Source organism: Alsobacter sp. KACC 23698 (genome assembly GCF_045348435.1).
Classification (GTDB): Bacteria; Pseudomonadota; Alphaproteobacteria; order Rhizobiales; family Beijerinckiaceae; genus Alsobacter.
Genome location: NZ_CP157484.1, coordinates 1,566,146 through 1,589,528 on the forward strand (window position 1 = coordinate 1,566,146; position 23,383 = coordinate 1,589,528).

Here is a 23,383-nt window from a genome sequence, read left to right on the forward strand (position 1 = left end):
GGGCGCGTCGCCGCCCTTCCGTCTGAACGCCTGCCCGGGGGCCCGAGGTGGACAAAAGTCCTGACGCTTTCAGAACCATCAGCGAGGTCGCCGAAGATCTCGACCTGCCGCAGCATGTGCTCCGCTTCTGGGAGACGCGATTCTCTCAGATCAGGCCGCTGAAGCGGGGAGGCGGACGGCGCTACTACCGCCCCGACGACGTCGATCTCCTGCGCGGGATCCGGCAGCTGCTCTACGGGCAGGGCTACACCATCAAGGGCGTGCAGCGCATCCTCAAGGAGCAGGGCGTCCGCTCCGTGCAGGCGCTCGGCCGCGGCGAGATCACCGCCCCGATGCCGCCGCCGAGCCACGGCGCCGCCGAGGAGGACGATCCGCTCGAGGCCTACGGGCCGGACGACGAAATGGGCGAGGCGGAGACCCGCGGCTCGTCGGTGGCCACCCTCACGCAGGTGGCCCGGCCGGGGCCGTCCTCCATGGGCGGCCTGCAGATGTCGCCGGACGCGATCCGCCGGCTGCAGGGCGCGCTGTTCGAGCTTCTCGAATGCCAGCGCCTGATCGACGCCGTGCGCGGCGCGCCCGCGCAAGAGAGCGACGGCGAGGCCGCCTGAGCGGCCTCCGCCGGCCGGCGGCACCGAGCCTCAGCCGATCTCCACCACCACGCGGCCCCGCACCGTCCCGTCCAGGATCTTCTGGCCGGTCTCGATCACCTGGTCGAACGGGATGGTCGTGGTGAGCGCCGCCAGCTTGGCCCGGTCGAGATCCCGGTCCAGCCGAGACCACGCCTCCAACCGCCGCGCCTTGGCGGCCATCACGCTGTCGACGCCCAGCAACGCCACGCCGCGCAGGATGAAGGGCGCCACGGACGAGGGCAGGTCCATCCCCCCCGCCAGTCCGCAGGCGGCGATCGCGCCATTGTAGCGGGTCATCGACAAGAGGTTGGCCAGCGTCGTCGATCCGACCGAATCGACGCCCGCCGCCCAGCGCTCCCGGGCCAGCGGCTTGGCCGGGCCGGCGAGCTCCTGGCGGTCGATGATCTCCGCCGCGCCCAGGCCCTTGAGGTAGTCGGCCTCCTGCGGCCGGCCGGTCGAGGCGATGACCTGCCAGCCCAGCTTGGACAGGAGCGCGATCGCCACCGAGCCGACGCCGCCCGCCGCGCCGGTGACCACGACGGGCCCCTTGTCCGGGGTGAGCCCATGCTTCTCGAGCGCGATCACGGCCAGCGCGGCCGTGTAGCCGGCCGTGCCGATGGCCATGGTCTCCGCCGCGCTCAGGCCCGCCGGGCGCCGGATGAGCCAGTCGCCCTTCACGCGCGCTTTCTGGGCGTAGGCGCCCAGATGCGTCTCGCCGATCCCCCAGCCGTTCAGCACCACGGCGTCGCCGGGCTTCCAGTCCGGATGGCTGGAGCTCTCCACCTCTCCGGCGAAGTCGATGCCGGGGATCATCGGGAAGCGCCGCACCACCGGCGCCTTGCCGGTCAGCGCCAGGCCGTCCTTGTAGTTGACCGTGGAATGCGTGACCCGGACGGTCACGTCGCCGTCCATCAGCTCGGTTTCGTCGAAGTCCCGGAAGCCGCAGGCGTAGCCCTGCTCGCCCTTGTCGACCACCACCGCCCGGAATGCCGTCATCGCCGCGTCCTCACCCTGTCGCCTCGGTCCGGCAGTTGTGGCCGAGGCGCGCGCAGGCGGCAAGCCCGGCCCGGCGTCAGGCTCCCGCCGTCGCCGGGCGGACGACCGCCTGCTCCTTGATCGGGATGTTGATGAGCGCCGACGCGATTCCCAGCCCCACCGACAGCCACCACACGGCGTTGTAGGACCCGGTGCGCTCATAGATGGCCCCGCCCAGCCAGACGCCCAGGAAGCCGCCGAGCTGGTGGGAGAAGAACGCGAAGCCGTAGAGCATCGCCAGATAGCGCGTTCCGAACATCTGCAGCACCAGGCTGGAGGTCGGCGGCACGGTGGAGAGCCACAAGAGGCCCATGCCGACGCCGAAGCCCAGCGCGGTCGCCGGCGAGGCCGGCAGCAGCATGAACACCGTGACCACGACCGAGCGCCCGAGATAGATCCCGGAGAGCAGCCACCTCTTGGGCATCCGCCCGGAGAGCCAGCCGGAGGTGAGCGATCCGACCGCGTTGGAGAGCCCGATGACCGCCAGGGTCCAGGCGCCGACCCAGGCCGGCAGGTTCTGGTCCTTCAGATAGGCCGGCATATGGGCGGTGACGAAGGCCAGCTGGAACCCGCAGGTGAAGAACCCGATCACCAGCAGGACATAGCTCGGGTGCCGGAACGCTTCCGAGAGCGCCTGCCGGATGGACTGCGAAGGGCCGGCGCTCGCCGCGCTTCCGTTGCCGCGGGTCGCAAGCGTGATGGAGAGCGGGACCACGAGCAGGACGGTGAGGCCGAAAACGAGGCTGGTCTGCTGCCAGCCGATCGAATCGATCAGCATGGAGCCGAAAGGCGGGAACAGGAACTGGCCGAAGGAGCCCGCCGCGGTGCCGAGCCCGAAGGACAGGCCGCGCCATCTCTCGGGCAGGAGCTTGCCGAAGGCGCCGAGGACGAGGTTGAACGAGCAGCCCGACAGTCCAAAGCCGATCAGCACGCCCGCGCCCAGCGTCATCATGCCGGGCGTGCTCGCCACGGACATCAGGGCGAGCCCTCCCGCATAGAGCAGCGCGCCGGCGATCAGCACCCTGATCGTCCCGAAGCGGTCCGCCAGCGCGCCGGCGAAGGGCTGCCCCACGCCCCACAGCAGGTTCTGGATGGCGATGGCGAAGGAGAACACCTCGCGGCCCCAGCCGAACTCCTGGCTCATCGGGATCTGGAACAGCCCGGCGGAGGCGCGCGGACCGAAGGTGATCAGGCCGCACAGGCAGCCCGCGACCAGGATCGTCTCGGGGGCGTAGCGGGAGGCCCGGCGGGCCAGCGATGGTTCAGAGGCGGCGGTCATCGGCGATGGGCTCCGGATCGGAAGGCAGGACCATAAGTCCCGATCTTCCAGGCTAAAAGTCACGGCTTGTGATGTGTTTGATCGGTTCTTGCGATCGATCCGGAGGGAGTGGTCAAGCCGCGGCGGCGGCCGGGACGTCGAAGACGAAACAGGTCTCGGTGCCATGGGCGAGCAGCCGGCCCCTGGCGTCGTAGAGCTTGCCCTCCGACGTCGCCAGCCGCCCGCCGGCGTGGATGACGGAGCCCACGGCCCGGACGAGGCCGGCGTCCGGCAGGACCGGGCGCACGAAATGCACCTTGAACTCGGCCGTCGTGTAGCCTTGCCCGGCGCGCAGCATGCTGTGGACCGCGCAGGCCATCACGGTGTCCAGCATGATGGAGGTCCAGCCGCCATGGATCGTCCCGAGCGGGTTCAGGAAGGCGGGAGAGGGCTGGCCCTCGAACTCCACCTCGCCTTCGTCGGCGCGGCCCAGCCGCATGCCCGAGATCTCGGCGATGGGCGGGGCGGGATAGCGGCCGGCGATCATGCCGCGCAGGAAGTCGAGGCCGGACACGGACGCGACCTCGCGCAAGGGCAGCACGCCGTAGCGGGGGGAGGTCGGGGCCGGCTGGCCGAGGGTGGGGGACGACATCGAATGCTCCTGCGGAACGAAAGGGAAGGTCAGGCGGGGGGCGTCGCGTCGCGATCGTCGGCGAGGCGCGCGGCGAGGGCGTCGGCGGTGCGCCGCAGCCGGGCCAGTTCGCGCCGGTAGCTTTGCGCGGCGTCCGGGCCCAGTTCGGCCGTGAAGGCGTCCTGCGCCTTGCGCCAGAAGGGCAGGGCCCGGGCCATCGCCTCCTCGCCCTTGGGCGTGAGCCGATATCGCTTGCCCCTCCCGGACGACTGGACGGGGGCGACGAGGCCCGAGCGCCGCATCTGGTCGATATTGCGCAGCAGGGTGGTGCGCTCGAGCGCCAGCGCGTCGGCCAGATGGGAGAGCGTCTCGTAACGGTCGATCTTGAACGCCGCCAAAACGGAGAACTGGGCCATCTGCAGCCCGGTCTCGCGCATGAAGGCGTTGTAGACGCGCATGAGCGACCGCGCCGCCATGATCGCCGACCGCGCGAAACACAGCGGCAGGTCGGGCGGCAGACCCTCCGGATAGGGAGGCGTTTCGACCTCGGGACGACGATCGGCGTTCATGACGTGTAGATACACGGTTTCGGGGCGCCTGGGAAGACGCGTGCAGGATTTCTGCAACCCGGGATGCGTAGACTCAGGCGGCGGCGTATTCTCACCTCGCGCGGGAGGCGCGCATGCTGTCCCAGGCTGACATCGACGCATTCACGGCAGGCGAGAGCAGCGAGGGCGGGCAGGCGGGCGAGGCTCCAGGCCAGCCGCATTCGCCGGCGCAGGCCGTCGCCCCCGCGCCGCCACGGTCCAGCGTCGCGATTTGGCCGGCGCCGCGCATCCCGGCCGTCCAGCCCTGGTTCCCGCTCTGGTGGCTGCGCTACCCCTCGCGTCCGGGCGGGGAAGGCTGATCCGTCACAAATCCGTCGTCAGCCCCTTTCCATTCCGGGGCGTCGTGCCTATAATACTTATGCTCAATTTGAGCAGAAGCCGACCGATCCTCACATCCGATCGGTCTTCCCAGTCTCTTCTTATGCTCAAAGTGAGCATTAGGGGGAAGTCATGGAAGCCCAGCTCGCCCTTCGCCCCGCGCCTGCGTCCCCCCTTCGGTCGCCCGCGCCGCTCACTCCCGCGCAGCAGCGCTATGGGCTCCTGCCCATGCCCGACCTGGCCTGGACTCCGGCCGTCGAGAGGGCGACCGCGCATCTCTACGACAAGGTCCGCGACGTCATCCCGTCGGTGGAGTGGCCCTTTTTCGCGCCCTATGTGAAGGCCATCAACGAGCTGAAGGCCCAGCGCGGCGCCGTCATCCTGGCCCACAACTACCAGACGCCCGAGATCTTCCACTGCGTCGCCGACGTCGTGGGCGACAGCCTGCAGCTCGCCAGGCGCGCCGCCGAGGCCGAGCAGGACATCATCGTCCAGTGCGGCGTGCACTTCATGGCCGAGACCTCCAAGCTCCTCAGCCCGGACAAGACGGTGCTGATCCCCGACAGCCGCGCCGGCTGCTCGCTCGCCGCCTCCATCACGGGCGCCGACGTGCGGCTGCTGAAGCAGCGCTATCCGGGCGTGCCGGTGGTCACTTATGTGAATTCCTCCGCCGACGTGAAGGCGGAGACGGACATCTGCTGCACCTCGTCCAACGCCGTCCAGGTGGTCGAAAGCCTGGGCGTCGACCGCGTCATCTTCCTGCCGGACGAGTATCTCGGCCAATATGTCCAGTCCCAGACCCGCGTGCGGCTCATCCTCTGGAAGGGTCATTGCGAGGTGCACGAGCGCTTCACCGGCGCCGAGCTTCGCGCCTATCGCGAGGCCGACCCGTCCATCCAGATCATCGCCCACCCGGAATGCCCGCCGGACGTGCTCGCCGAGGCCGACTTCACCGGCTCCACGGCGCACATGATCGACTGGGTGAAGAGCCGCCAGCCCCGCCGGGTGGTCATGGTCACCGAATGCTCGATGGCCGACAACGTCGCCGCCGAGGCGCCCCGGGTCGAGTTCGTCAGGCCCTGCAACCTCTGCCCGCACATGAAGCGGATCACGCTCCCCAAGATCCTCGACAGCCTGGTCAACATGCGCGAGGAGGTCCTGATCGACCCGGCCATCGCGGAGCGCGCGCGGCTGCCCATCGAGCGCATGGTCAACCTGAAGGCCTGAGCCCCCATCCCCGACACGCCTGCGCGCCGGCGCCGTCCGGCGCGCAGGATCCCACGCGCCCCTGAGCCGAGCCCGATCGCCATGGCCTCACCCATCATCATCGTCGGCGGCGGCCTTGCGGGGCTGTTCTGCGCCCTGAAGCTCGCGCCACGGCCGGTCACCGTGCTGGCCGCCGCCCCGATCGGCGAAGGCGCATCCTCCAGCTGGGCCCAGGGCGGCGTCGCGGCCGCCATGTCGGAGGGCGACAGCCCCGAAAAGCACGCCGCCGACACGGTGGCGGCCGGCGCCGGTCTGGTCGACGAAGCCGTCGTCCTGCAGATGGCGCGCGAGGCCGGCGACCGGGTCCGCGACCTGCTCGCCTATGGGGCGCCCTTCGACAAGGACCTCGAAGGCCGGCTGGTGCAGTCGCGCGAGGCGGCCCATTCCGAGCGCAGGATCGTGCGGGTGAAGGGCGACATGGCCGGCCGGGCCATCATGGAGGCCCTGATCGCGGCCGTGCGGCGCACGCCCTCCATCACCGTGTTGGAGGGAGAGGTGGCCGAATCCCTGGTGGTCGATCGCGGCTGCGTCGTCGGCGTCGTGAGCCGCGGCGAGGGCGGAGCCGCCGCGCTCGCCCGCGCCATGCCGGCGGCGGCGGTCGTGCTCGCCACGGGCGGGATCGGCCATCTCTACGCCGTCACCACCAATCCGTCGCAGGCCAACGGGCACGGGCTGGCGCTGGCCGCCGAGGCCGGCGCGCTGATCGCGGACGCCGAATTCGTCCAGTTCCACCCGACCGCCATCGACATCGGCCGCGATCCCGCGCCCCTCGCCACCGAGGCGCTGCGGGGCGAGGGCGCGATCCTGGTCGACCGGACCGGCCGCCGCTTCATGCCCGATCTCCATCCCGACGCCGAGCTCGCTCCGCGCGACATCGTCGCCCGCGGCGTCTTCGCCGAGATCGCGGCCGGGCGAGGCGCGTTCCTGGATTGCCGCGCCGCCGTCGGCGAGGCGTTCGCCGAGCGGTTCCCCACCGTCTACGCCGCCTGCGCCGGCGCGGGCCTCGACCCGGCCAAGAGCCCGATCCCGATCGTGCCGGCCGAGCACTACCACATGGGCGGCGTCTGGACCGACGCGCGCGGCCGCAGCTCCGTCGAACGGCTCTGGGTCGCCGGCGAAGCCGCCTCCACCGGCGTCCACGGGGCCAACCGCCTGGCCTCCAACTCGCTGCTGGAGGCGGTCGTCTTCGCCGGGCGCATCGCCGCCGACCTGCAGGCGCTCGACCTGCCCGAGATCGGGCCGCTCCCCGGCGCCGCGACGCCGGACCGCGGGCCGGCCCGCGACCCGGGCGACGACGAGCTGCTGCCGCGGCTGCGTCGGCTGATGAGCGCCAGGGTGGGGGTGATCCGCGACGGGGCGGGGCTGGCCGCCGCCTGCCGCGACCTCGCGGCCATGACGGCCCAGGCGCGCACGCCCTCGTTCCGCAACATGCTCACCGCGGCGACGCTGATCACGGCCGCCGCGGCGGCGCGCCCGGAGAGCCGGGGCGGGCACTTCCGCAGCGATCACCCGCGTCCGGATCCCGTCCTGGCGCGGCGCTCTCGCCTCAATCTCCAGGAGGCCCGCTTCATCGCAGCCCGCGCCGCGGCGGCCGCCGCCTGACCGTCACCTCATCCGCCGGAGCCGCTTCATGACCGCCCTGTTCCTCAACCCGCTCCTGATCGACGAAGCCGTCCGCCGGGCCCTCGACGAGGACCTGGGCCGCGCCGGCGACATCACCACCAACGCCACGATCCCGGCGGCCGCGACCGCCACGGCGGTGATCGCCTCCCGGCAGCCCGGCGTGATCTCGGGCCTGCCGCTCGCGGCGGCGGCGTTCCGGATCCTCGATCCGATGGTCCGCTTCGAGCCCGTGGCGCAGGATGGCGAGCGGGTCGCCGCCGGCGGCGTCGTGGCCCGCGTCTCCGGCCCCGCCCGCTCCATCCTGTCGGCCGAGCGGGTGGCGCTGAACTTCATGGGCCGGCTCTCGGGCGTCGCCGCCCACACGGCGGCCTATGTGGATGAGGTCCGGGGCACGCCCGCGCGCATCGTCTGCACGCGCAAGACCACGCCGGGGCTGCGGGCCTTCGAGAAATACGCCGTCAAATGCGGCGGCGGCGCGAACCACCGCTATGGGCTCGACGACGCCGTGCTGATCAAGGACAACCATGTGGCCGTCGCCGGCGGCGTCGCCCAGGCGCTGCGCGCCGCGAAGGCGGCCGTCGGCCATCTGGTGAAGATCGAGATCGAAATCGACGGCCTGGCCCAGCTCGACGCCGTCCTGGCCGAGGGCGCCGACGTCGTCCTGTTCGACAATATGAGCCCGTCCGACATGGCCGAAGGCGTCCGCCGGGTGGCCGGGCGCATGAGGACCGAGGCGTCCGGCAACGTGAACCTTCAGACCGTTCGCGCGATCGCCGAATCCGGAGTCGACATGATCTCCGTGGGCGCTCTCACGCACTCGTCCAAGGTGCTGGATCTCGGCTTGGACGTCGAGATCAGCGCCAGATAGCGCCCGGTTGGGCTTCGATGACCGGGCAGCTCACCGTGCATTTGATGTGGTGGAAGCCCGAGGACCACAGCGCAGCAAGCATTCTTAGTGTGCCGATCACCATAACGAAAGCAAGTGAAGCATTACCATGAATCATTGAGGTCCAGGAGCATAATGTCGCATATGCGATATCCGCCACAGACGCTCACGCTCAGGTCTGGCCCGGTTTCAGCTTGTAGAAGATATGCCGGCCGATCACGTCCATCTTCTTGAGGCGCTTGGCCCAGAAGGGTTTCACATAGTTGGCGTGGTAATGCGTGGCCCCGCCCACATCGGCGTTGTAGGTCTGGCCGAACGTGACCTCGCGGGCGATCCGCACCGCCATCTTCCAGTGTTCGGTCTCGGTGATCCGTAGCGCCTTGCCCTCGCAGGCGAAGGAGAACTGGCAGGCGAACTTCCGGTGCCGGTTCTGGTAGACGACGCCGCACACGCTGGCGGGATAGAGCCCGCTCTTGACGCGGTTCAGCACCACCTGGGCGACCGCCGCCTGGCCCTCTTCCGGCTCGCTGCGCGCTTCGAAATAGACCGCCTCGGCGAGGCAGCGCTCTTCCTTGTTGAGGTTTTCCGGGTCGAGCAGGCTGGCGTAGCTCGGCCGCAGGTCGTCGGTCTTGGGCGCCACGGTGACGCCGGCCTGGCCGGGCGAGCCCAGCGCGATGCTGCGTGAGCGCAACGCGTTCAGCCCGTCGAGAGAAACCGGCGCGGCCGCGATCTCCACCGGGGTGGCGTCGGCGGGCGCGGGCGTTGTGGATGAAAGCGACACGGCGCGCGGCACCGTCGGGGTCGAGCCGATCCCGGTCGTGGTGCTGCCCGACGCCCGCGCGGCCGCCGTCGACTGCGAGGTGCTCGATCCCGACGAGGCGCCGCCCAGCGCCGTGCCGGGGGTCGTCGCGGCGGCGTCGCTGGACGGCTCGAACGCCGTCACCGAGTCCGGCGCGTCGAAGCTCGGCGGCAACAGGATGGTCGGGGGCAGCAGGTCGACATTGCGGCCCGTCAGCATGCGCTCGCCGCGCCGCAGGCCGGACGGCGACTGCGACAGGCTGGGCCGCAGCACCAGAATGGGGTCGCCCTTATGGGTGCGGTCCACCACCGGATAGCTTTTGTTGCCGGCCTTCATCTCGGCGCGGGGCGCGGGCGCGCCCGCGTAAGCGTCCGGGGAGGGCTCTTCGGCCGGCAGACGGGCCGTGTGGATCAGGCCGTAGCGGCCCGGGATGGCCGGAGAGGCGGTGAGCAGGCTGGAGCGGACCGGCGGCACCAGCATCCCGGCTGTTCCGAGCGGCGCCTGCGTCATGGTCGAGACCTGGAAGCCTCCGGACGCGTCCACTCCGGCGTCCGCCGCCATCGAGACCAGAACGCCGGCCGCAAGCACCCACGGGGCCACCGTTCCGAACGCCCAACGCACACTTGAAGTCATGCGCACGCAACCTCACGCCCACCAGAACAGACGCGGCGCCGTTACCGAAGTATGACCGGAACGGGTTCAGACGACCGCGACTTCATTTATCGGGGAGTAAGGTTGACTGGGCGTTAACAGGCTGGATCGTCACGGGATGGCGCAACGTCGCGCGCCGATCTACTTGCGCGTCCCGGTGCAGGGATCGAGCACGATCGCGCTGGCGTTGCGCTGGACGGACCCGGTCGACACCGGATCCAGCACCGAACGGATCTGCTCGATGGACTGCTTGACGGACGGAACCCGGGCCTGCGCCACCTGCACGCCGGAGGTCTGCACGGAGGACGCCAGATAGCGCACCGCGCCCGCCGACACCACGCAGATCGTCAGGGCGAACATGATCGTCGCGCCCAGCATCCGTCCGCTCGTCCCGCCCATCGTCTCGATTCCCGCGCCGGCGCATGACGCGCCGGCCCGCACGGTACGATGGACATGGTTAACGGCTCCTTGGGCGCGTCAGCGCGCCGGCAGCATGCGCTGGAGCACGCCGTCGCGGCGGACGAAATGGTGCCAGAGCGCCGCGGCCGCATGGAGCGCGGCCAGCCCCACCAGCGCATAGGCGGCCCACTCGTGGACCTCCTTCATGGGCCGCGACACGGCGCGGCTGGCCGCAATCGGGGAGGGGATCTGGAAGGCGTAGAAGTCGATCCCGCGACCGCGGAAGAAGATCAGGGCCAAGCCGACCAGCGGCGTGGCGATCATCAGGGCGTAGAGCCCGATATGGCCCAGCCGCGAGGTGGCGTCGATGAAGCGCCCGAGCGTCGGGTCCGCGGGCGGCGGCTTGTGGCGCCAGCGCCAGCCGATGCGTCCCGCATAGAGCGCCAGGATCAGAAGGCCCAGCAGCATGTGCACGTTGACGAAGGCGGCTTCGGCCGATCGGGGGAGGGCGTCGACCAGGAGCCCCATCGCGAACACCACCGCGATGAGCCCCGCCATCGTCCAGTGAAAGAAGCGCGAAACGGCGTCGTAGCGGTCGGTTGTCGTGAGGCTCGTCATGTCTCCTCCTTCAGGACCGGTCCGATCGGTCGGGGGCTGGCCCGAACGGACGCAGGTGGATCGCCGGCCGAAGCTGAGCCGGCCGCGGGATGACACGTTGTGACCGCCCGCGCCTTTCCGGCGCATGACGGGAACATGAACACCGCCCGGGTCCGTCCCACATTTCAGGGAGAGGGCGCGGTCTCGCGGACGCCCGACCCCGGACTCAGATGTCGACCAGCTCGGTCGCGAAAGCCGCGCGCTCCTGGATGAAGGCGAAGCGCGCCTCGGGCTTGTTGCCCATCAGGCGTTCGACGGTGTCGCTGGTGATCGGCTTCTCGTCCGTGATCACCTGGACCTGCAGCAGCGTGCGCCGCCGGGGATCCATCGTGGTCTCCTTCAGCTGCGCCGGCATCATCTCGCCCAGGCCCTTGAAGCGCCCGATCTCGACATTGGACTTGCCCTTGAACTCGGTGCGCAGCAGGTCGTCCTTGTCGGCGTCCGTGCGGGCGTAGACGGTCTTGCCGCCATGCGTCAGGCGATAGAGCGGCGGCACCGCCAGATAGAGATGGCCGCCCTCGATCAGCTTGGGCGTCTGGCGATAGAAGAAGGTGATCAGCAGCGAGGCGATGTGGGCGCCGTCGACGTCGGCGTCCGTCATGATCACCACCTTCTCGTAGCGCAGCTCCTCTTCCTTGAAATGCGCGCCCGTGCCGCAGCCGAGCGCCTGCACGAGGTCGGAGAGCTGCTGGTTCTGGGCCAGCTTGTCGCGCCCCGCGGAGGCCACGTTCAGGATCTTGCCGCGTAGCGGCAGCACGGCCTGGGTCTGGCGGTCGCGGGCCTGCTTGGCCGAGCCGCCGGCCGAGTCGCCCTCCACGATGAAGATCTCGGACCCGGCCGCTCCCGCGGCGGTGCAGTCGGCGAGCTTGCCCGGGAGGCGGAGCTTGCGCACGGCCGTCTTGCGCAGCACCTCCTTCTCGGCGCGGCGCCGGATGCGCTCCTCGGCGCGCTCGATCGTCCAGTCCAGCAGCTTGGTCGCCTGCGCGGGCGATCCGGCCAGCCAGTGGTCGAAGGCGTCCCGGATGGCGTTCTCGACGATCCGCGACGCCTCCAGGGTGGCGAGCTTGTCTTTCGTCTGGCCCTGGAACTCCGGCTCGCGGATGAACACCGACAGCATGGCCGCGCAGGAGGCCATGATGTCGTCGGTGGTCAGCGTCGCGGCGCGCTTGGACTGCCCGATGCGCTCGGCATGGTCCTTCAGCGCGCGCAGAAGCGCGATGCGCAGCCCCGACTCATGCGTGCCGCCCTCGGGCGTCGGAATGGTGTTGCAGTAGGAGTTGACGAAGCCGTCCTCGCCCGGTCCGAGCCAGCTGATCGCCCATTCGAGCGAGCCGTGGCCGCCCGCCTTCTCGATCTTGCCGGCGAAGATCTGGTCGGTGATGAGCTCCTTGCCCTCGATCTCCCGCGCCAGATAATCCTTCAGTCCGGCCGGGAAGCGGAACACCGCCTCGGCCGGCACCTTGTCGACGCCGTCCAGCAGCGCCGGCGCGCAGGACCAGCGGATCTCGACGCCGCCGAACAGATAGGCCTTGGACCGCGCCATCTTGAACAGGCGCCGCGGCGAGAACCGCGCCTCCGGCCCGAAGATCTCCGGGTCCGGATGGAACCGCACCCGCGTGCCGCGCCGGTTGCGCACCTCGCCCATGGCCTCGACCGGCCCCAGCGCGTGGCCGCGCGAAAAGACCTGACGGTAGAGCTGCTGGCCCCGGGCCACCTCCACCTCGAGCCGGTCCGACAGCGCGTTCACCACCGAAATGCCGACGCCGTGCAGGCCGCCCGACGTCTCATAGACCTTGGAGTCGAATTTGCCGCCCGCGTGCAGCGTGGTCATGATGACCTCGAGCGCGGACTTGCCGGGAAACTTCGGATGCGGGTCGATCGGGATGCCGCGGCCATTGTCGGTGACCGTGATCGCGCCGTCCTCGGCCAGCCCCACCTCGATGAAGCTCGCATGGCCGGCCACGGCCTCGTCCATGGAATTGTCGATGACCTCGGCGAAGAGGTGGTGCAGCGCCTTCTCGTCGGTGCCGCCGATATACATGCCGGGCCGCCGGCGCACCGGCTCCAGCCCCTCCAGAACCTCGATCGAGGCGGCCGTGTATCCCGCCTCGCCGGGCGTGCCGACGGGCGCGGGCGCGGCGGCCAGCGTCGTGCGGCGGGCCGGCTTGGCGCGCTCGGCGGCCTTGGCGGACGCTCCCGCGTCGGCCCCGGCCAGGTCCGGATCCGCCTCCGGCAGCTTCCGCGCAGCCCCGCCGCCGAAGAGATCGCCCGTATTCGCCATGCCGCCGCCGCCGCTCCGTGCTGATTCGCTGCGCTTCCACTATGCCACGCCTGCAGGCTGTTGGAACGGATCGGAAACACGCCGTCCACCGAAAACGCCGCGCGGCGTTCGTTTGCAGGAGGCGCTGTCCCTAGCGGGCGATCATGTCGCGGGCGGGGCGGCGCTCCGCGGGAGAGCGCCGGACAGGCGGCAATTGACTCTCCTCAAGTTTCGGTCGTCTTCTAGGGTCAAAGAAGACGGGAAGGGGCGACTGATGAAGAAGGCTGGATTGTGGGCGGCGGCCGGCGCGCTGCTGGCGTCGGCATGGGGCGCGCAGGCCCAGACCCCGCGCATCGTGGCCTTTGGCGACAGCCTGTCGGATCCCGGCAACCTCTTCATCGCGACCGGCGGGACGACCCCGCCATTTCCCTATTTCCAGGGCCATTTCTCCAATGGCCTGACCTGGGTGGAGCGCCTGTCCGGCGCGCCGCTCAACTTCTTCACCTTCGCGGCGGGCCGGCCGGGCAGCGTCGATTTCGCCTTCGGCGGCGCGCGGACCGACACGGCGGTCGCCAATCCGCCCGGCGTCCCGGACCAGATCGCCAGCTATCTGGCGCGCGGCGGGACTTTCGGCTCCTCCGACCTCGTCACGCTCTGGGGCGGCGCCAACAACATCTTCCAGGCGCTCGCCGCGCCCGCGCCGACGCTGGCCTCGCTCGGCGCGGCGTCCACGGGCGGCGCCGGAGCGCTCGCCGGCTCGGTCCAGGCGCTCGCGGCGGCGGGGGCGCGCAACATCGTCGTGCTCAACCTGCCGGATCTCGGCCTCACGCCGAGCTTCCTCAACACGGCCGGGCAGGCGGGGGCGTCCTTCGCGTCCGCCGCCTTCAACCAGCAGCTCGCCGCCTCCCTCGCGGCCGTGAAGGCCGCCAATCCGGGCGTCAGCATCATCCAGGTGGACGCCAAGTCGATCTTCGACCTCGTGGCCGCCAGCCCGGGTGCGTTCGGCTTCGCCAATTCCACCGCGGCCTGCATCGCGACGCCGTCCTGCGTCGCCGCCCCGGCCGCGGTGCAGAACGGCTACGCCTTCTGGGACGGCGTCAATCCCACCGCCGCCGGGCATGACCTCATCGCCCGGCTCGCGCTGCAATATCTGAACGCCCCCGTCTTGGCGGCGGGCCTCTCCGGCATGGCGGACGTCGCCCTCATGGACCGCCGCGACGCCGCGGCGCGCGCCTTCGGCCGCTTCGACCGCATCCGCCTGGGCCTGCAGCAGCCGGACGGCGTCTACGCCGAGGCGCTCGGCGGTCGGCTCGAAGCCGGCCAGGACGGCGGCCGGCCGGGCTATTCCACCAACCGCGCCGGCCTCGCGGCGGGCGTCACCCACGCGTTCAGCCCCCACTACGCCATCGGGCTGGAGGCCTCCTTCACCTCGGGCCGCTACGAGAGCGGCGGCTACCGCAGCGACCTCGTGGTCGGCGGCTTCGACGCCGTGTCGTCCTATACGCGCGGCCCGTTCTTCGCGCGCCTGGGCGCCGGCTTCGGCGTCAACCGGTTCGGCGGCCTCGAGCGGGCGACGTTGGGCCCTCTGAAGAACACCGCGAGCGCGACGGGCCTTTCGGCCAACGTCACCGCAGAGACCGGCCTGTCCTACCGGTTCGGCGCGCTCGACGTGTCGCCGCGCCTGCGCCTCGGCTGGCTCGGCGCCGATTTCGACCGCTTCCAGGAGGCGGGCGTGGTCGCTCCGCTCGACGTGCGCAGCCGCTCGGTGTCGGCCCTGGCCGGGGCCGCGGAGGTCCAGTTCGCCTATGATCTCGTCGCCGCGCCGGGCCGACGCATCGCGCTGCTCGGCACGGTGGGCTATGAGCGCTGGTTCGGCGTGTCGGGCTATCAGGTCGAGGCCGAACTCGCCGGCAACACGGCCCTGCCTTTCGCCGTGCGCGCCGCCAAGCCGACCGGTCCGGGCCTGCTCGTGGGGGCCGGCCTCGCCGGCGCCCTGGGCGAGACGCTGCAGGTCTCGATCGACTATCGCGGCGCCTTCAGCGAAGCCAGCGCGCGCCGTCACGAGGGCAGGGTCGGGGTCCAGTACCGCTTCTAGGCCGCGCCGCGCCCCAGCCCGGGGCTCGTGTCAGCCCCGGCCGCCGCCGGCGACCGTCAGGGCCGCCGCCATCACGGCCGCGACGCCATGCGCGATCCGGCCCAGCCGCGTGTCGCCGCGCCTCTCCTGCCGGCGCGGATGCGGCGTGAAGGCCCCCTCGTCGCACGCGAAGCTCGCGCCCGCCATGGCGGCGATCTGGTCGAGGGGGATGCTGCGCGAAGGCCGGGTCTTCATCATGCCGTCCATGCTAGGCGAGCCATGGTTAACGCCCTCTCCACGGCTGCGGTCGAGCTGGGCGTCGAGAACCCGTCCGGCCCCGATCCCGCCCGGGCCGGACTTCATCCCTGCATGGTTCATGGCGTCCGCTCCTCCAGCGCTCCGGGCTGCCGAAGGGCTAGCCTCCGGACATGACGTGGCGGTGACGCGCGCCGAGCCGCCCTGAACGCAAACGGGGCGCCCGAAGGCGCCCCGTCGCGGGTTCGGACAGGAGGCGGCCGGAGCCGCCGTCCAGCCTCAGTAGGAGTAGTACATCGAGAACTCGACCGGGTGGGGCGTCATCTCGAACTTCATGACGTCCTGCATCTTCAACTCGATATAGCTGTCGATGAAGTCGTCGTTGAACACGGCGCCGGCCTTCAGGAAGGCGCGGTCGCGGTCGAGATTGGCCAGCGCCTCGCGCAGCGAGCCGCACACGGTCGGGATCTTCTTCAGCTCGCGCGGCGGCAGGTCGTAGAGATCCTTGTCCATCGCCTGGCCGGGATCGATCTTGTTGGTGATGCCGTCGAGGCCCGCCATCAGCATCGCCGCGAAGGCGAGGTAGGGGTTGGCCATCGGGTCGGGGAACCGCACCTCGACGCGCTTGGCCTTGGGCGAAGACGTGTAGGGGATGCGGCACGAGGCGGAGCGGTTGCGGGCCGAATAGGCCAGCAGCACGGGCGCCTCATAGCCCGGCACCAGGCGCTTGTAGGAGTTGGTCGACGGGTTGGTGAAGGCGTTCAGCGCCTTGGCGTGCTTGATGATGCCGCCGATGTACCACAGGCACTCCTGCGACAGGTCGGCGTATTTGTTGCCCGCGAAGGTCGGCTTGCCGCCCTTCCAGATCGACTGGTGCACGTGCATGCCCGAGCCGTTGTCGCCATAGATGGGCTTGGGCATGAAGGTCGCGGTCTTGCCGTAGCTCTGGGCGACGTTGTGGATGCAGTATTTATAGACCTGCATCTGGTCGGCCATCAGGGTCAGCGTGTCGAACTTCATGCCGAGCTCGTGCTGCGCCGACGCCACCTCGTGGTGGTGCTTCTCGACCTTGACGCCCATGGCCGCCATGGCCGCCAGCATCTCGCCGCGCATGTCCTGCGCGCTGTCCTGCGGGGGCACCGGGAAATAGCCGCCCTTGGTGGCGATGCGGTGGCCGAGGTTGCCGCCCTCGTATTCGGTGTCGCCATTGGTCGGCAGCTCGATAGAGTCGAGCTTGAACCCCGTGTTGTAGGGGTCCGACTGGAAGCGCACGTCGTCGAACACGAAGAACTCGGCCTCGGGGCCGACGAAGATGGTGTCGCCGATGCCGGTGGACTGGAGATAGGCCTCGGCCTTCTTGGCGATGCCGCGCGGGTCGCGCGGGTAGGGCTCGCCCGTGGTCGGCTCCAGCACGTCGCACACGATCGACATCGTCGAGGCGGCGAAGAAGGGGTCCATCTGGGCGGTGGCCGGGTCCGGCATGAGCGTCATGTCGGACTCGTTGATCGCCTTCCAGCCGGCGATCGAGGACCCGTCGAACATGGTGCCTTCGGCGAAGATGTCCTCATCGACCATCGAGACGTCGAAGGTCACGTGCTGCCACTTGCCGCGCGGGTCGGTGAAACGGAAGTCGACGTATTTCACGTCGTTGTCCTTGATCGCCTTCAGGACATCCTTGGCGGTCTTCATGAGTCATTTCCTCTTCAGAGCGTTTCGATTGATTGTGTCGGACGGGTTGCGGGTGAACTCGGCGGGTGAACTCGGGCCGCAGGCTGGACGGGCGTCCCGGGGCCGGACGCGGGGTCCGATCCGGCCTGGGCGGCCATGACTCCTGGCGGCATGGGTGACGTCGTGGCTCCGCCGACAGGGGACGTCAGATCGCGTCCAGGCCGGTCTCGCCGGTCCGGATGCGAATGGCTTCCTCCACGGGGGATACAAAGATCTTGCCATCCCCGATGCGCCCGGTCTGGGCGGCCTTGCGGATGGCGTCGACGGCGCGCTCGACCATGTCGTCCGGGAGCACGATCTCGATTTTGACCTTGGGAAGAAAGTCGACCACGTATTCGGCGCCGCGATACAGTTCCGTGTGGCCCTTCTGGCGGCCGAAGCCCTTCGCCTCGGTGACCGTGATGCCCTGCAGGCCGACCTCCTGGAGAGCCTCCTTCACGTCGTCCAACTTGAACGGCTTGATGATCGCTTCGATCTTCTTCATCGGTGACCCGGATCCTCGGCTGGTGGCGTCGACGGCCCTTCGGGAAGCACGACCCGGCTCTTAGCAGAAACCGTGCCTCGTGCGCCACCTTCAACTTGGCGGAACGCCGCGCCGGGCCCGGCTGTGCGGAAGGCGATCAGGTCTGGCGCGATGTCCGCAGGTGCTGCCTTCGATCGAGGCATAATGCCTCTAAAACAGGCAACATCGTCGCGGGACGATGCTGATCAGGGAGACTAGGCGATGGACGAGGTCTTGACCACCGCGCAGATGCACGAGGCCGACAGGCTGGCCATCGCCGCGGGCGTCCCGGGATCGGCCCTGATGGACAAGGCCGGGGCGGCCGTGGCCGACGCGGTCTGCCGCCGCTTCGGCGCCGGGGCGAGGGCGCTCGTCCTCTGCGGACCGGGAAACAATGGCGGCGACGGCTTCGTGGCCGCGCGCATCCTCGCCGCCAGGGGATTCCGGGTGGAGGTCGCGCTGCTGGGCGACAGGGGCGCGCTGCGGGGCGACGCCGCCGGCGCGGCCAACCGCTGGACGGGTCCGGCCGCGCCGCTGTCGTCGGCGGATCCTTCCGCCGCGGACGTCGTGGTCGACGCGATGTTCGGCGCGGGCCTGTCCCGCGACCTCGACGGCGACGCCCTTGCGGCCGTGGAGCGGGTCAACGCCTCGGGCCGGCCGGTGGTGGCGGTCGACGTGCCGTCGGGCCTCGACGGCGACTCCGGCCGCCCGCGCGGCGCAGCGGTGCGGGCCTCCGAGACCGTGACCTTCTTCCGGCTCAAGCCCGGGCATCTGCTCTATCCGGGACGGCGGCTGTGCGGCCCGGTCCGACTGGCCGACATCGGCGTTCCGGCCGGCGTCCTCGACGCGATCCGGCCCAGGGTGCGGCGCAACGGCCCCGACCTGTTCCGGGCCGCCTTCGTGGGCCCCGACGAGGAAGGGCACAAATATGGCCGCGGCCATGCGGTCGTGGCGTCGGGCGGCCTGGAGTCGACGGGGGCGGCGCGCCTCGCCGCGCGCGCGGCGCTGCGGGTCGGCGCCGGCCTGGTCACGGTGGCGTCTCCAGGCGAGGCCATGGCCGCGCACGCGCCGGCGCTCGACGCCGTGATGCTGCGCCAAGCCGACGGGGCGGAGGGTCTCGCCGCGCTGCTGACCGACCGGCGGCGCAACGCGCTCGTGCTGGGCCCCGCGCTCGGCGTGGGCGACGCGACCCGCCTGGCGGTGCGCGCCGGCCTGGCGGCGGGCTGCCGCGCAGTCCTCGACGCCGACGCGCTCACGAGCTTCGCGGGCGACGCCGGCGCCCTCGCGTCGCTGATCGCCGCGAGCCCTGGCCGGGACGTCGTCGTCACGCCCCATGCGGGGGAGTTCGCGAGGCTGTTCAAGGGAGTGGGGAGCGTCCTTGAATCGCCGTCCAAGCTCGCCGCCGCCGTCGCGGCGGCCGAGCTGCTGGGCGCGGTCGTGATCCTGAAAGGTCCCGACACCGTCATCGCCGCGCCCGACGGCCGCGCCGCCATTAACGCCAACGGCTCGCCCTGGCTGGCCACGGCCGGCTCGGGCGACGTCCTGGCCGGGATGACAGCCGGGCTCCTGGCCCAGTCCGTCGCGGCCTTCGAGGCCGCCTGCGCGGCCGTCTGGCTCCATGCCGAAGCCGGCGCCTCCATCGGCCCCGGCCTTATCGCCGAGGACCTCCCCGAAGCGCTGCCGCGCATCCTCGCCGCCTATTTCCGCTAGCGCCTCCTTCGTGCGTCCAGCCGACCCTCACCCCAGCCCTCTCCCCGTTCCGGGGCGAGGGGGCCGGCTGCGGCCCTTCCCCCACACCCGCCGCCGGGGATGACGCCCTTCTCCCCGGCACGGGGAGAAGGTGGCCCGAAGGGCCGGATGAGGGGCCGGACGGGGCCAGGGCGCGCCGCGTCACTTGACAAACGGATAATATTCCTATAACCCTGTCCATGCTCCGGTCCACGGAGGGGCGTCTGCAGCGTGACGGATGTGGATCGGGGGCGGCGGCCGTCGAAGCCGGGCTCACGACCCGGTCGAGGCGGCGGACGAAAGACAAGGTCCGACTAGCGACAACGCGAAGGGGCTGAAAGCGCCCCGGGATCTTCCTTTCATCCTCCAACGCTGCGCGCGGAGCGGCGGGGCCTGGCGGGCTCCCGGCTTCCACTCTACCCACCCCACTCGCCGTGGGGTCCCCAGCGACGCCGCTCCGCGCCGCCCTCCACCTCCGGGCCGAAAGGCCGCGGAGCTATCGGTGTTTTCCTTCTCCCCGGCACGGGGAGAACGCAGCGCGTAGCGCCGGATGAGGGGACATGCAGCCGAGCCCCGCCACCTCTCACCCCAGCCCTCTCCCCGTTCCGGGGCGAGGGGGCCCGTTGCGGCGCTTCCCCACCATCCCCCGTCATCCCCGGCGCGCCGAAGGCGCGGGAAGGGGATCCCGAAAAGCCGGGCGAAGGGCGCCCCTCGCCAAACCTCTCTGGATCCCCTTCCCGGCGCTGCGCGCCGCCGGGGATGACGGAGGCTGGCTGTGGCGCCACCTCCCGTTCCGGCGCGAGGGGGCGCGCTGCGGCGGTCCGGCCGCCTGCCGCGGCGCGGTGGGGTCAGCCGCCGAAGCGGCTGGAGAGTTCGCGGGTGAGGCGGCCGCCCTCGGTGAGGTAGCGGCTGATGATCGTCTCCGCCGCCGGCGTGCAGCGGCGATAGGTGACGGAGTACTCGCGGAAGCCGCGGTTATACGCTCCCGCCAGGCGTTCGCGGCGCTGGGGGGCGGGCGCCTCGGCGTCGATCAGGGCCGTCATGCGGCTGCGCCACTCGGTCTCCGTCTCGCCGCCGCACAGCGGATGCAGGAAGGCGAGGGCGCCCATCAGCTCCGACAGGCGCAGCATCTGCGGCTCATAGGGCGGGGGCGGGGCCTCCGGCGCGGGCTGGGCCGCCTCTTCCTGAGGCTTGGGCGGCGGCGGCTTGGCCTCGCTGGGCCTGGGCGCCGCGCGCGCTTCGCCCCGCTTCGGCGCGCCGCCGTGGCGGATCACGCCGTGCCGGGGGGCGGACGGCGCGGCCGGGGCGGCGCCATAGGGCACGCCCCCATAGGACTGCCGCGGCGGCGGCCGCTGGATGATGATCTGCGGCGCGGGGCGCGGCGGCGTCTCCCACGGCCAGTAGAATTGCGCCGCGGCGCCCTCCGGCGTCGCCGCCCAGAGCGCCAGCGCCAGGCCGGCCGAGGGGCCAAGCCGCGACAGGAGGCGGGCCGTCATGGCGAGGCTCCCGCGTCCGCCCCGCCGAGCGCGCGCCGGGCGAGGTCCACGACGTCGCCCAGGCCGCGCGTGGTCGGCAGGGCGCCGATGTCGGCGGGGTCGGCGAACAGCACGGCCCCGGCCTCCGGACCCGGCGCGGGTTCGCCCGAGACCCAGCGGGCCGCGAAGGTGGCGATGACGAAATGCCGCAGCACCCGGCCGGCGCCGTCGCGCTCGATCACCTCGGAATGGCGCACGAAGCCGGCGATCTCCGCCACGCAGCCCACCTCCTCGGAGAGCTCGCGCAGGGCGGCCTCCTCGAGCGTCTCGCCGGGTTCGACCAAGCCGCCGGGCAGCGAGAACAGCGCCGCCGAAGGCGGCTTCGTGCGCGTCGCCAGCAGCACCTTGCCGTCCCGGAACACCGCGACGCTCGCGGCCAGGAACGGGCGCGACGGATAGAGGCGGCTCTCCGCCTCGGCCGGCTCAGACGTGCTGGCCGCCATTGATGTGGATCTCGGCGCCGTGGACATAGCTCGACTGTTCCGTGCACAGGAAATAGATCGCCTTGGCGACCTCCTCGGGCGTGCCGAGGCGGCGCATCGGGATCTGGGCGACGATCTTGTCCGTTCCGGGCGACAGGATGGCGGTGTCGATCTCGCCGGGCGAAATCGCGTTCACCCGGATCTCGTGCGGGCCGAAATCGGCCGCCATCTCGCGCGTCAAGGCGGCCAGCGCCGCCTTGGAGGTGGCGTAGGCGGCCCCGGCGAAGGGGTGCACCCGGGACCCCGCGATCGAGGTGACGTTGACGACCGATCCCTTGGCGCGCTTCAGCTCGTCCATCAGGCCGCGCGCCAGCATCACCGGGGCGAAGAAGTTCACCTGGAACACGCGCTGCCAGTCGCCGATGGCGGTCTCGATCGTGCCGAGACGGGCGCCGTCGCGGCCCTTGGGCGAGATGCCGGCGTTGTTGACGAGCGCGTCGAGGCGCCCGCCCTCCAGGCGGCTCTTCACCTCTGCGATCGCCGCCTCGGTGTTGGCGGGATCGGCGAGGTCGACCTGGATGTGGTCCTCGGGGCCCATCTCCCAGGGGCAGTTCTCGGGAAAGGGATGCCGCGAGCAGGTGATCACGCGCCATCCGGCGGCGGAGAATCGCTTCACGGTGGCGTGGCCGATCCCGCGGCTCGCTCCGGTGAGCAGCATGGCGCGGCGAGGGCCGTTGGAGGTGTCCTTGGCGGAGTTGGGCATGGGGCGTCCTGTGGGGCGTTCGGCCCGGCGCCCCAGTCGGGCGCCGCGGCGGACCGTCCGCGTGGGTTCAAGGATATAGACGTTCACGGCTCCAGTCGCCTGCCGGTTCGGGCCGGCGGAAGGTCAGCCGGTCGTGCAGCCGGAAGGGACGGTCCTGCCAGAACTCCATCTGCACGGGCCGGATGCGGAATCCCGTCCAGTGCGGCGGGCGCGGCACCTCGCCGACGGCGAACTTCGCCGCATAGGTCGCCACCGCCTTCTCCAGCGCGAATCGCGACTCCAGGAGGCGCGATTGCCGGCTGGCCCAGGCGCCGATGCGGCTGTCGCGCGGCCGGCTCTGGAAATAGGCGTCGGCCTCCTCGTCGGTCACGCGCTCCACCGGGCCGCGGACCCGCACCTGGCGGCGCAGGCTCTTCCAGTGGAACACGACGGCGGCCTTGGGTTCGCCGGCGAGCTCCCGGCCCTTGGCCGATTCGGTGTTGGTGTAGAACACGAACCCGTCCTGGTCGTAGCCCTTCAGCAGCACCATGCGCACGTCCGGCAGGCCGCTCTCGTCGACGGTCGCCAGCGCCATTGCGTTGGGGTCGTTGGGCTCCGACTGGCCGGCCTGCGCGAACCACTCCGCAAAGAGGACGAAGGGGTCGTCCGCGCCCGTGAAGTCACCTGCCATTAACGGTTCCGCCGATCTAATGCCGCCATGCCGAGTTGACGAGGATGCGAGTGTCCCGCCGAGCCGACGCTTCGACTTATATGGGACAGCGACGCCGCGAAGAAAGCGGCGATAACCGCCTTCTCACCCGCCTCGCCGCCTGCGGCGCAGCCCTTGCGGCTGCGTTGACGGCGTCCGGATGCTCCATGACCCTGCCGGGCCTGGGCTTCGATCCCGAGATCACCAGTTCGGTGGAGCGCAAGGCCTCGCCGCTGAGCCCCGTCATCGACGAGGTCGACTGGAGGCTGGCCGCGCCCGCTCTGGGGCAGGCGCTCGATCCGCTGCGCAAGTCGCCCGTGGCGGCGTGGACGAACTCCGAGACGGGCGGCTCGGGGGCGTTCGAGGCCGTCGGCGCCGCCTATGTGCGCAACGACGAGGTCTGCCGCGCGTTCAAGGCCAGCGTCCGGGTGCAGGGCCGGGAGGAGAAGCTGGTCGGGGCCGCCTGTCGGCTCGGGGCGGGCGAGTGGACCGTCCAGAAGGCCAAGTCGGCGCCGCCGCCCGGCTGAGCGGCCGCCCTTTCTCCCCCATCCCGGCCCGATCGACGCTATAGTTGGGCCAGCAGCGGCGCAGGCGTTGCGAATCGGCAACACTCACCCCACATGCCGCCTGGAGTTTCATGACGTCCGGCAGGCCGCCCTGTCCGGCGG

General features: G+C 71.0%; 23 protein-coding genes. 8 read left to right on the plus strand and 15 right to left on the minus strand.

The genetic code is table 11. The features are described 5' to 3' along the window. Positions 1-47 precede the first annotated feature (47 nt). Positions 48-608: a MerR family transcriptional regulator gene (locus ABEG18_RS07245; RefSeq protein WP_406857406.1), complete on the plus strand. Its 561-nt coding sequence runs from the start codon at positions 48-50 to the stop codon at positions 606-608. 30 nt (positions 609-638) lie between these two features. Here the strand turns inward: ABEG18_RS07245 and ABEG18_RS07250 are convergent, their stop codons facing one another. From ABEG18_RS07250 to ABEG18_RS07265, 4 genes are all read right to left on the minus strand, one after another. Continuing rightward, entirely contained in the window at positions 639-1,625 is a 987-nt protein-coding gene (locus ABEG18_RS07250; protein ID WP_406857407.1) for an MDR family oxidoreductase, read from the minus strand. Positions 1,626-1,701: 76 nt separating this feature from the next. Continuing rightward, on the minus strand, positions 1,702-2,943 hold the full coding sequence (locus ABEG18_RS07255) for an MFS transporter (RefSeq protein WP_406857408.1): 1,242 nt from the start codon (positions 2,941-2,943) through the stop codon (positions 1,702-1,704). A 112-nt stretch (positions 2,944-3,055) separates the two neighbouring features. Next, positions 3,056-3,574 (minus strand): PaaI family thioesterase, encoded by a 519-nt coding sequence (locus tag ABEG18_RS07260; RefSeq protein ID WP_406857409.1) that lies wholly within the window; start codon positions 3,572-3,574, stop codon positions 3,056-3,058. 29 nt (positions 3,575-3,603) lie between these two features. After that, positions 3,604-4,137: a MarR family winged helix-turn-helix transcriptional regulator gene (locus ABEG18_RS07265; protein ID WP_406857410.1), complete on the minus strand. Its 534-nt coding sequence runs from the start codon at positions 4,135-4,137 to the stop codon at positions 3,604-3,606. Between the two features lie 98 nt (positions 4,138-4,235). Here ABEG18_RS07265 and ABEG18_RS07270 point away from each other — a divergent pair, with 98 nt between their 5' ends. The 4 genes from ABEG18_RS07270 (at position 4,236) to nadC (ending at position 8,236) form a co-directional block, all read left to right on the plus strand. Beyond that, positions 4,236-4,460, plus strand: coding sequence for a hypothetical protein (locus ABEG18_RS07270; RefSeq protein ID WP_406857411.1), 225 nt, complete (start codon positions 4,236-4,238; stop codon positions 4,458-4,460). 151 nt (positions 4,461-4,611) lie between these two features. Continuing rightward, positions 4,612-5,706 (plus strand): quinolinate synthase NadA, encoded by a 1,095-nt coding sequence (gene nadA / locus ABEG18_RS07275; RefSeq protein WP_406857412.1) that lies wholly within the window; start codon positions 4,612-4,614, stop codon positions 5,704-5,706. A gap of 81 nt (positions 5,707-5,787) precedes the next feature. Beyond that, the gene (locus ABEG18_RS07280) at positions 5,788-7,347 is read left to right on the plus strand and encodes an L-aspartate oxidase (protein ID WP_406857413.1); all 1,560 of its coding nucleotides are present in this window, start codon (positions 5,788-5,790) and stop codon (positions 7,345-7,347) included. 28 nt (positions 7,348-7,375) lie between these two features. Further along, a complete protein-coding gene (nadC, locus tag ABEG18_RS07285; RefSeq protein WP_406857414.1) occupies positions 7,376-8,236 on the plus strand; it encodes a carboxylating nicotinate-nucleotide diphosphorylase in 861 nt (286 codons plus the stop codon). Between the two features lie 190 nt (positions 8,237-8,426). On the opposite strand, the gene ABEG18_RS07290 is transcribed toward nadC, so the two are convergent. From ABEG18_RS07290 to parE, 4 genes are all read right to left on the minus strand, one after another. Beyond that, positions 8,427-9,686 (minus strand): cell wall hydrolase, encoded by a 1,260-nt coding sequence (locus tag ABEG18_RS07290; protein ID WP_406857415.1) that lies wholly within the window; start codon positions 9,684-9,686, stop codon positions 8,427-8,429. A gap of 159 nt (positions 9,687-9,845) precedes the next feature. Then, positions 9,846-10,082, minus strand: coding sequence for a hypothetical protein (locus tag ABEG18_RS07295; RefSeq protein WP_406857416.1), 237 nt, complete (start codon positions 10,080-10,082; stop codon positions 9,846-9,848). Between the two features lie 99 nt (positions 10,083-10,181). Then, positions 10,182-10,721, minus strand: a complete 540-nt coding sequence (locus tag ABEG18_RS07300) for a cytochrome b (protein ID WP_406857417.1) — start codon at positions 10,719-10,721, stop codon at positions 10,182-10,184. Between the two features lie 205 nt (positions 10,722-10,926). Beyond that, on the minus strand, positions 10,927-13,041 hold the full coding sequence (gene parE / locus ABEG18_RS07305; protein ID WP_406857418.1) for a DNA topoisomerase IV subunit B: 2,115 nt from the start codon (positions 13,039-13,041) through the stop codon (positions 10,927-10,929). 253 nt (positions 13,042-13,294) lie between these two features. Between parE and ABEG18_RS07310 the strand changes: the two genes are divergently transcribed. Continuing rightward, positions 13,295-15,115, plus strand: coding sequence for an autotransporter domain-containing protein (locus tag ABEG18_RS07310; protein ID WP_406857419.1), 1,821 nt, complete (start codon positions 13,295-13,297; stop codon positions 15,113-15,115). A 30-nt stretch (positions 15,116-15,145) separates the two neighbouring features. On the opposite strand, the gene ABEG18_RS07315 is transcribed toward ABEG18_RS07310, so the two are convergent. From ABEG18_RS07315 to ABEG18_RS07325, 3 genes are all read right to left on the minus strand, one after another. Next, positions 15,146-15,472: a hypothetical protein gene (locus tag ABEG18_RS07315; protein ID WP_406857420.1), complete on the minus strand. Its 327-nt coding sequence runs from the start codon at positions 15,470-15,472 to the stop codon at positions 15,146-15,148. 156 nt (positions 15,473-15,628) lie between these two features. After that, positions 15,629-17,038 carry a type I glutamate--ammonia ligase gene (gene glnA / locus ABEG18_RS07320; protein WP_406857421.1) on the minus strand — a complete coding sequence of 470 codons (1,410 nt, stop codon included), beginning with the start codon at positions 17,036-17,038 and terminating at the stop codon, positions 15,629-15,631. A gap of 184 nt (positions 17,039-17,222) precedes the next feature. Continuing rightward, positions 17,223-17,561 carry a P-II family nitrogen regulator gene (locus tag ABEG18_RS07325; RefSeq protein WP_406857422.1) on the minus strand — a complete coding sequence of 113 codons (339 nt, stop codon included), beginning with the start codon at positions 17,559-17,561 and terminating at the stop codon, positions 17,223-17,225. 240 nt (positions 17,562-17,801) lie between these two features. Between ABEG18_RS07325 and ABEG18_RS07330 the strand changes: the two genes are divergently transcribed. Next, the gene (locus ABEG18_RS07330) at positions 17,802-19,289 is read left to right on the plus strand and encodes an NAD(P)H-hydrate dehydratase (protein WP_406857423.1); all 1,488 of its coding nucleotides are present in this window, start codon (positions 17,802-17,804) and stop codon (positions 19,287-19,289) included. A gap of 866 nt (positions 19,290-20,155) precedes the next feature. On the opposite strand, the gene ABEG18_RS07335 is transcribed toward ABEG18_RS07330, so the two are convergent. The 4 genes from ABEG18_RS07335 to pdxH all read right to left on the minus strand — a co-directional run bounded on the left by ABEG18_RS07335 (position 20,156) and on the right by pdxH (position 22,697). Next, positions 20,156-20,803, minus strand: a complete 648-nt coding sequence (locus ABEG18_RS07335) for a TIGR02301 family protein (RefSeq protein WP_406857424.1) — start codon at positions 20,801-20,803, stop codon at positions 20,156-20,158. Continuing rightward, complete coding sequence (locus ABEG18_RS07340; protein WP_406857425.1) at positions 20,800-21,285, minus strand: NUDIX hydrolase; 486 nt, start codon at positions 21,283-21,285, stop codon at positions 20,800-20,802. Before ABEG18_RS07340 ends, ABEG18_RS07335 begins: the two co-directional genes overlap by 4 nt. Further along, the gene (locus ABEG18_RS07345) at positions 21,266-21,982 is read right to left on the minus strand and encodes an SDR family NAD(P)-dependent oxidoreductase (RefSeq protein WP_406858554.1); all 717 of its coding nucleotides are present in this window, start codon (positions 21,980-21,982) and stop codon (positions 21,266-21,268) included. The genes ABEG18_RS07340 and ABEG18_RS07345 overlap by 20 nt, the downstream gene beginning before the upstream one ends. 112 nt (positions 21,983-22,094) lie before the next feature. Continuing rightward, positions 22,095-22,697, minus strand: coding sequence for a pyridoxamine 5'-phosphate oxidase (gene pdxH / locus ABEG18_RS07350; RefSeq protein ID WP_406857426.1), 603 nt, complete (start codon positions 22,695-22,697; stop codon positions 22,095-22,097). Between the two features lie 185 nt (positions 22,698-22,882). On the opposite strand from pdxH, the gene ABEG18_RS07355 reads away from it, so the two are divergent. After that, the gene (locus tag ABEG18_RS07355; protein ID WP_406857427.1) at positions 22,883-23,242 is read left to right on the plus strand and encodes an RT0821/Lpp0805 family surface protein; all 360 of its coding nucleotides are present in this window, start codon (positions 22,883-22,885) and stop codon (positions 23,240-23,242) included. Positions 23,243-23,383: the final 141 nt, after the last annotated feature.

Coding starts and splice junctions, on each gene's coding strand:
- ABEG18_RS07250 (WP_406857407.1), bottom strand. CDS start 1,625: ATGACGGCATTCCGGGCGGTGGTGGTCGACAAGGGCGAGCAGGGCTAC.
- ABEG18_RS07255 (WP_406857408.1), bottom strand. CDS start 2,943: ATGACCGCCGCCTCTGAACCATCGCTGGCCCGCCGGGCCTCCCGCTAC.
- ABEG18_RS07260 (WP_406857409.1), bottom strand. CDS start 3,574: ATGTCGTCCCCCACCCTCGGCCAGCCGGCCCCGACCTCCCCCCGCTAC.
- ABEG18_RS07270 (WP_406857411.1), top strand. CDS start 4,236: ATGCTGTCCCAGGCTGACATCGACGCATTCACGGCAGGCGAGAGCAGC.
- nadA (WP_406857412.1), top strand. CDS start 4,612: ATGGAAGCCCAGCTCGCCCTTCGCCCCGCGCCTGCGTCCCCCCTTCGG.
- ABEG18_RS07280 (WP_406857413.1), top strand. CDS start 5,788: ATGGCCTCACCCATCATCATCGTCGGCGGCGGCCTTGCGGGGCTGTTC.
- nadC (WP_406857414.1), top strand. CDS start 7,376: ATGACCGCCCTGTTCCTCAACCCGCTCCTGATCGACGAAGCCGTCCGC.
- ABEG18_RS07290 (WP_406857415.1), bottom strand. CDS start 9,686: ATGACTTCAAGTGTGCGTTGGGCGTTCGGAACGGTGGCCCCGTGGGTG.
- ABEG18_RS07295 (WP_406857416.1), bottom strand. CDS start 10,082: ATGCTGGGCGCGACGATCATGTTCGCCCTGACGATCTGCGTGGTGTCG.
- ABEG18_RS07300 (WP_406857417.1), bottom strand. CDS start 10,721: ATGACGAGCCTCACGACAACCGACCGCTACGACGCCGTTTCGCGCTTC.
- parE (WP_406857418.1), bottom strand. CDS start 13,041: ATGGCGAATACGGGCGATCTCTTCGGCGGCGGGGCTGCGCGGAAGCTG.
- ABEG18_RS07310 (WP_406857419.1), top strand. CDS start 13,295: ATGAAGAAGGCTGGATTGTGGGCGGCGGCCGGCGCGCTGCTGGCGTCG.
- ABEG18_RS07315 (WP_406857420.1), bottom strand. CDS start 15,472: ATGAACCATGCAGGGATGAAGTCCGGCCCGGGCGGGATCGGGGCCGGA.
- glnA (WP_406857421.1), bottom strand. CDS start 17,038: ATGAAGACCGCCAAGGATGTCCTGAAGGCGATCAAGGACAACGACGTG.
- ABEG18_RS07325 (WP_406857422.1), bottom strand. CDS start 17,561: ATGAAGAAGATCGAAGCGATCATCAAGCCGTTCAAGTTGGACGACGTG.
- ABEG18_RS07330 (WP_406857423.1), top strand. CDS start 17,802: ATGGACGAGGTCTTGACCACCGCGCAGATGCACGAGGCCGACAGGCTG.
- ABEG18_RS07335 (WP_406857424.1), bottom strand. CDS start 20,803: ATGACGGCCCGCCTCCTGTCGCGGCTTGGCCCCTCGGCCGGCCTGGCG.
- ABEG18_RS07340 (WP_406857425.1), bottom strand. CDS start 21,285: ATGGCGGCCAGCACGTCTGAGCCGGCCGAGGCGGAGAGCCGCCTCTAT.
- ABEG18_RS07345 (WP_406858554.1), bottom strand. CDS start 21,982: ATGCTGCTCACCGGAGCGAGCCGCGGGATCGGCCACGCCACCGTGAAG.
- pdxH (WP_406857426.1), bottom strand. CDS start 22,697: ATGGCAGGTGACTTCACGGGCGCGGACGACCCCTTCGTCCTCTTTGCG.
- ABEG18_RS07355 (WP_406857427.1), top strand. CDS start 22,883: ATGACCCTGCCGGGCCTGGGCTTCGATCCCGAGATCACCAGTTCGGTG.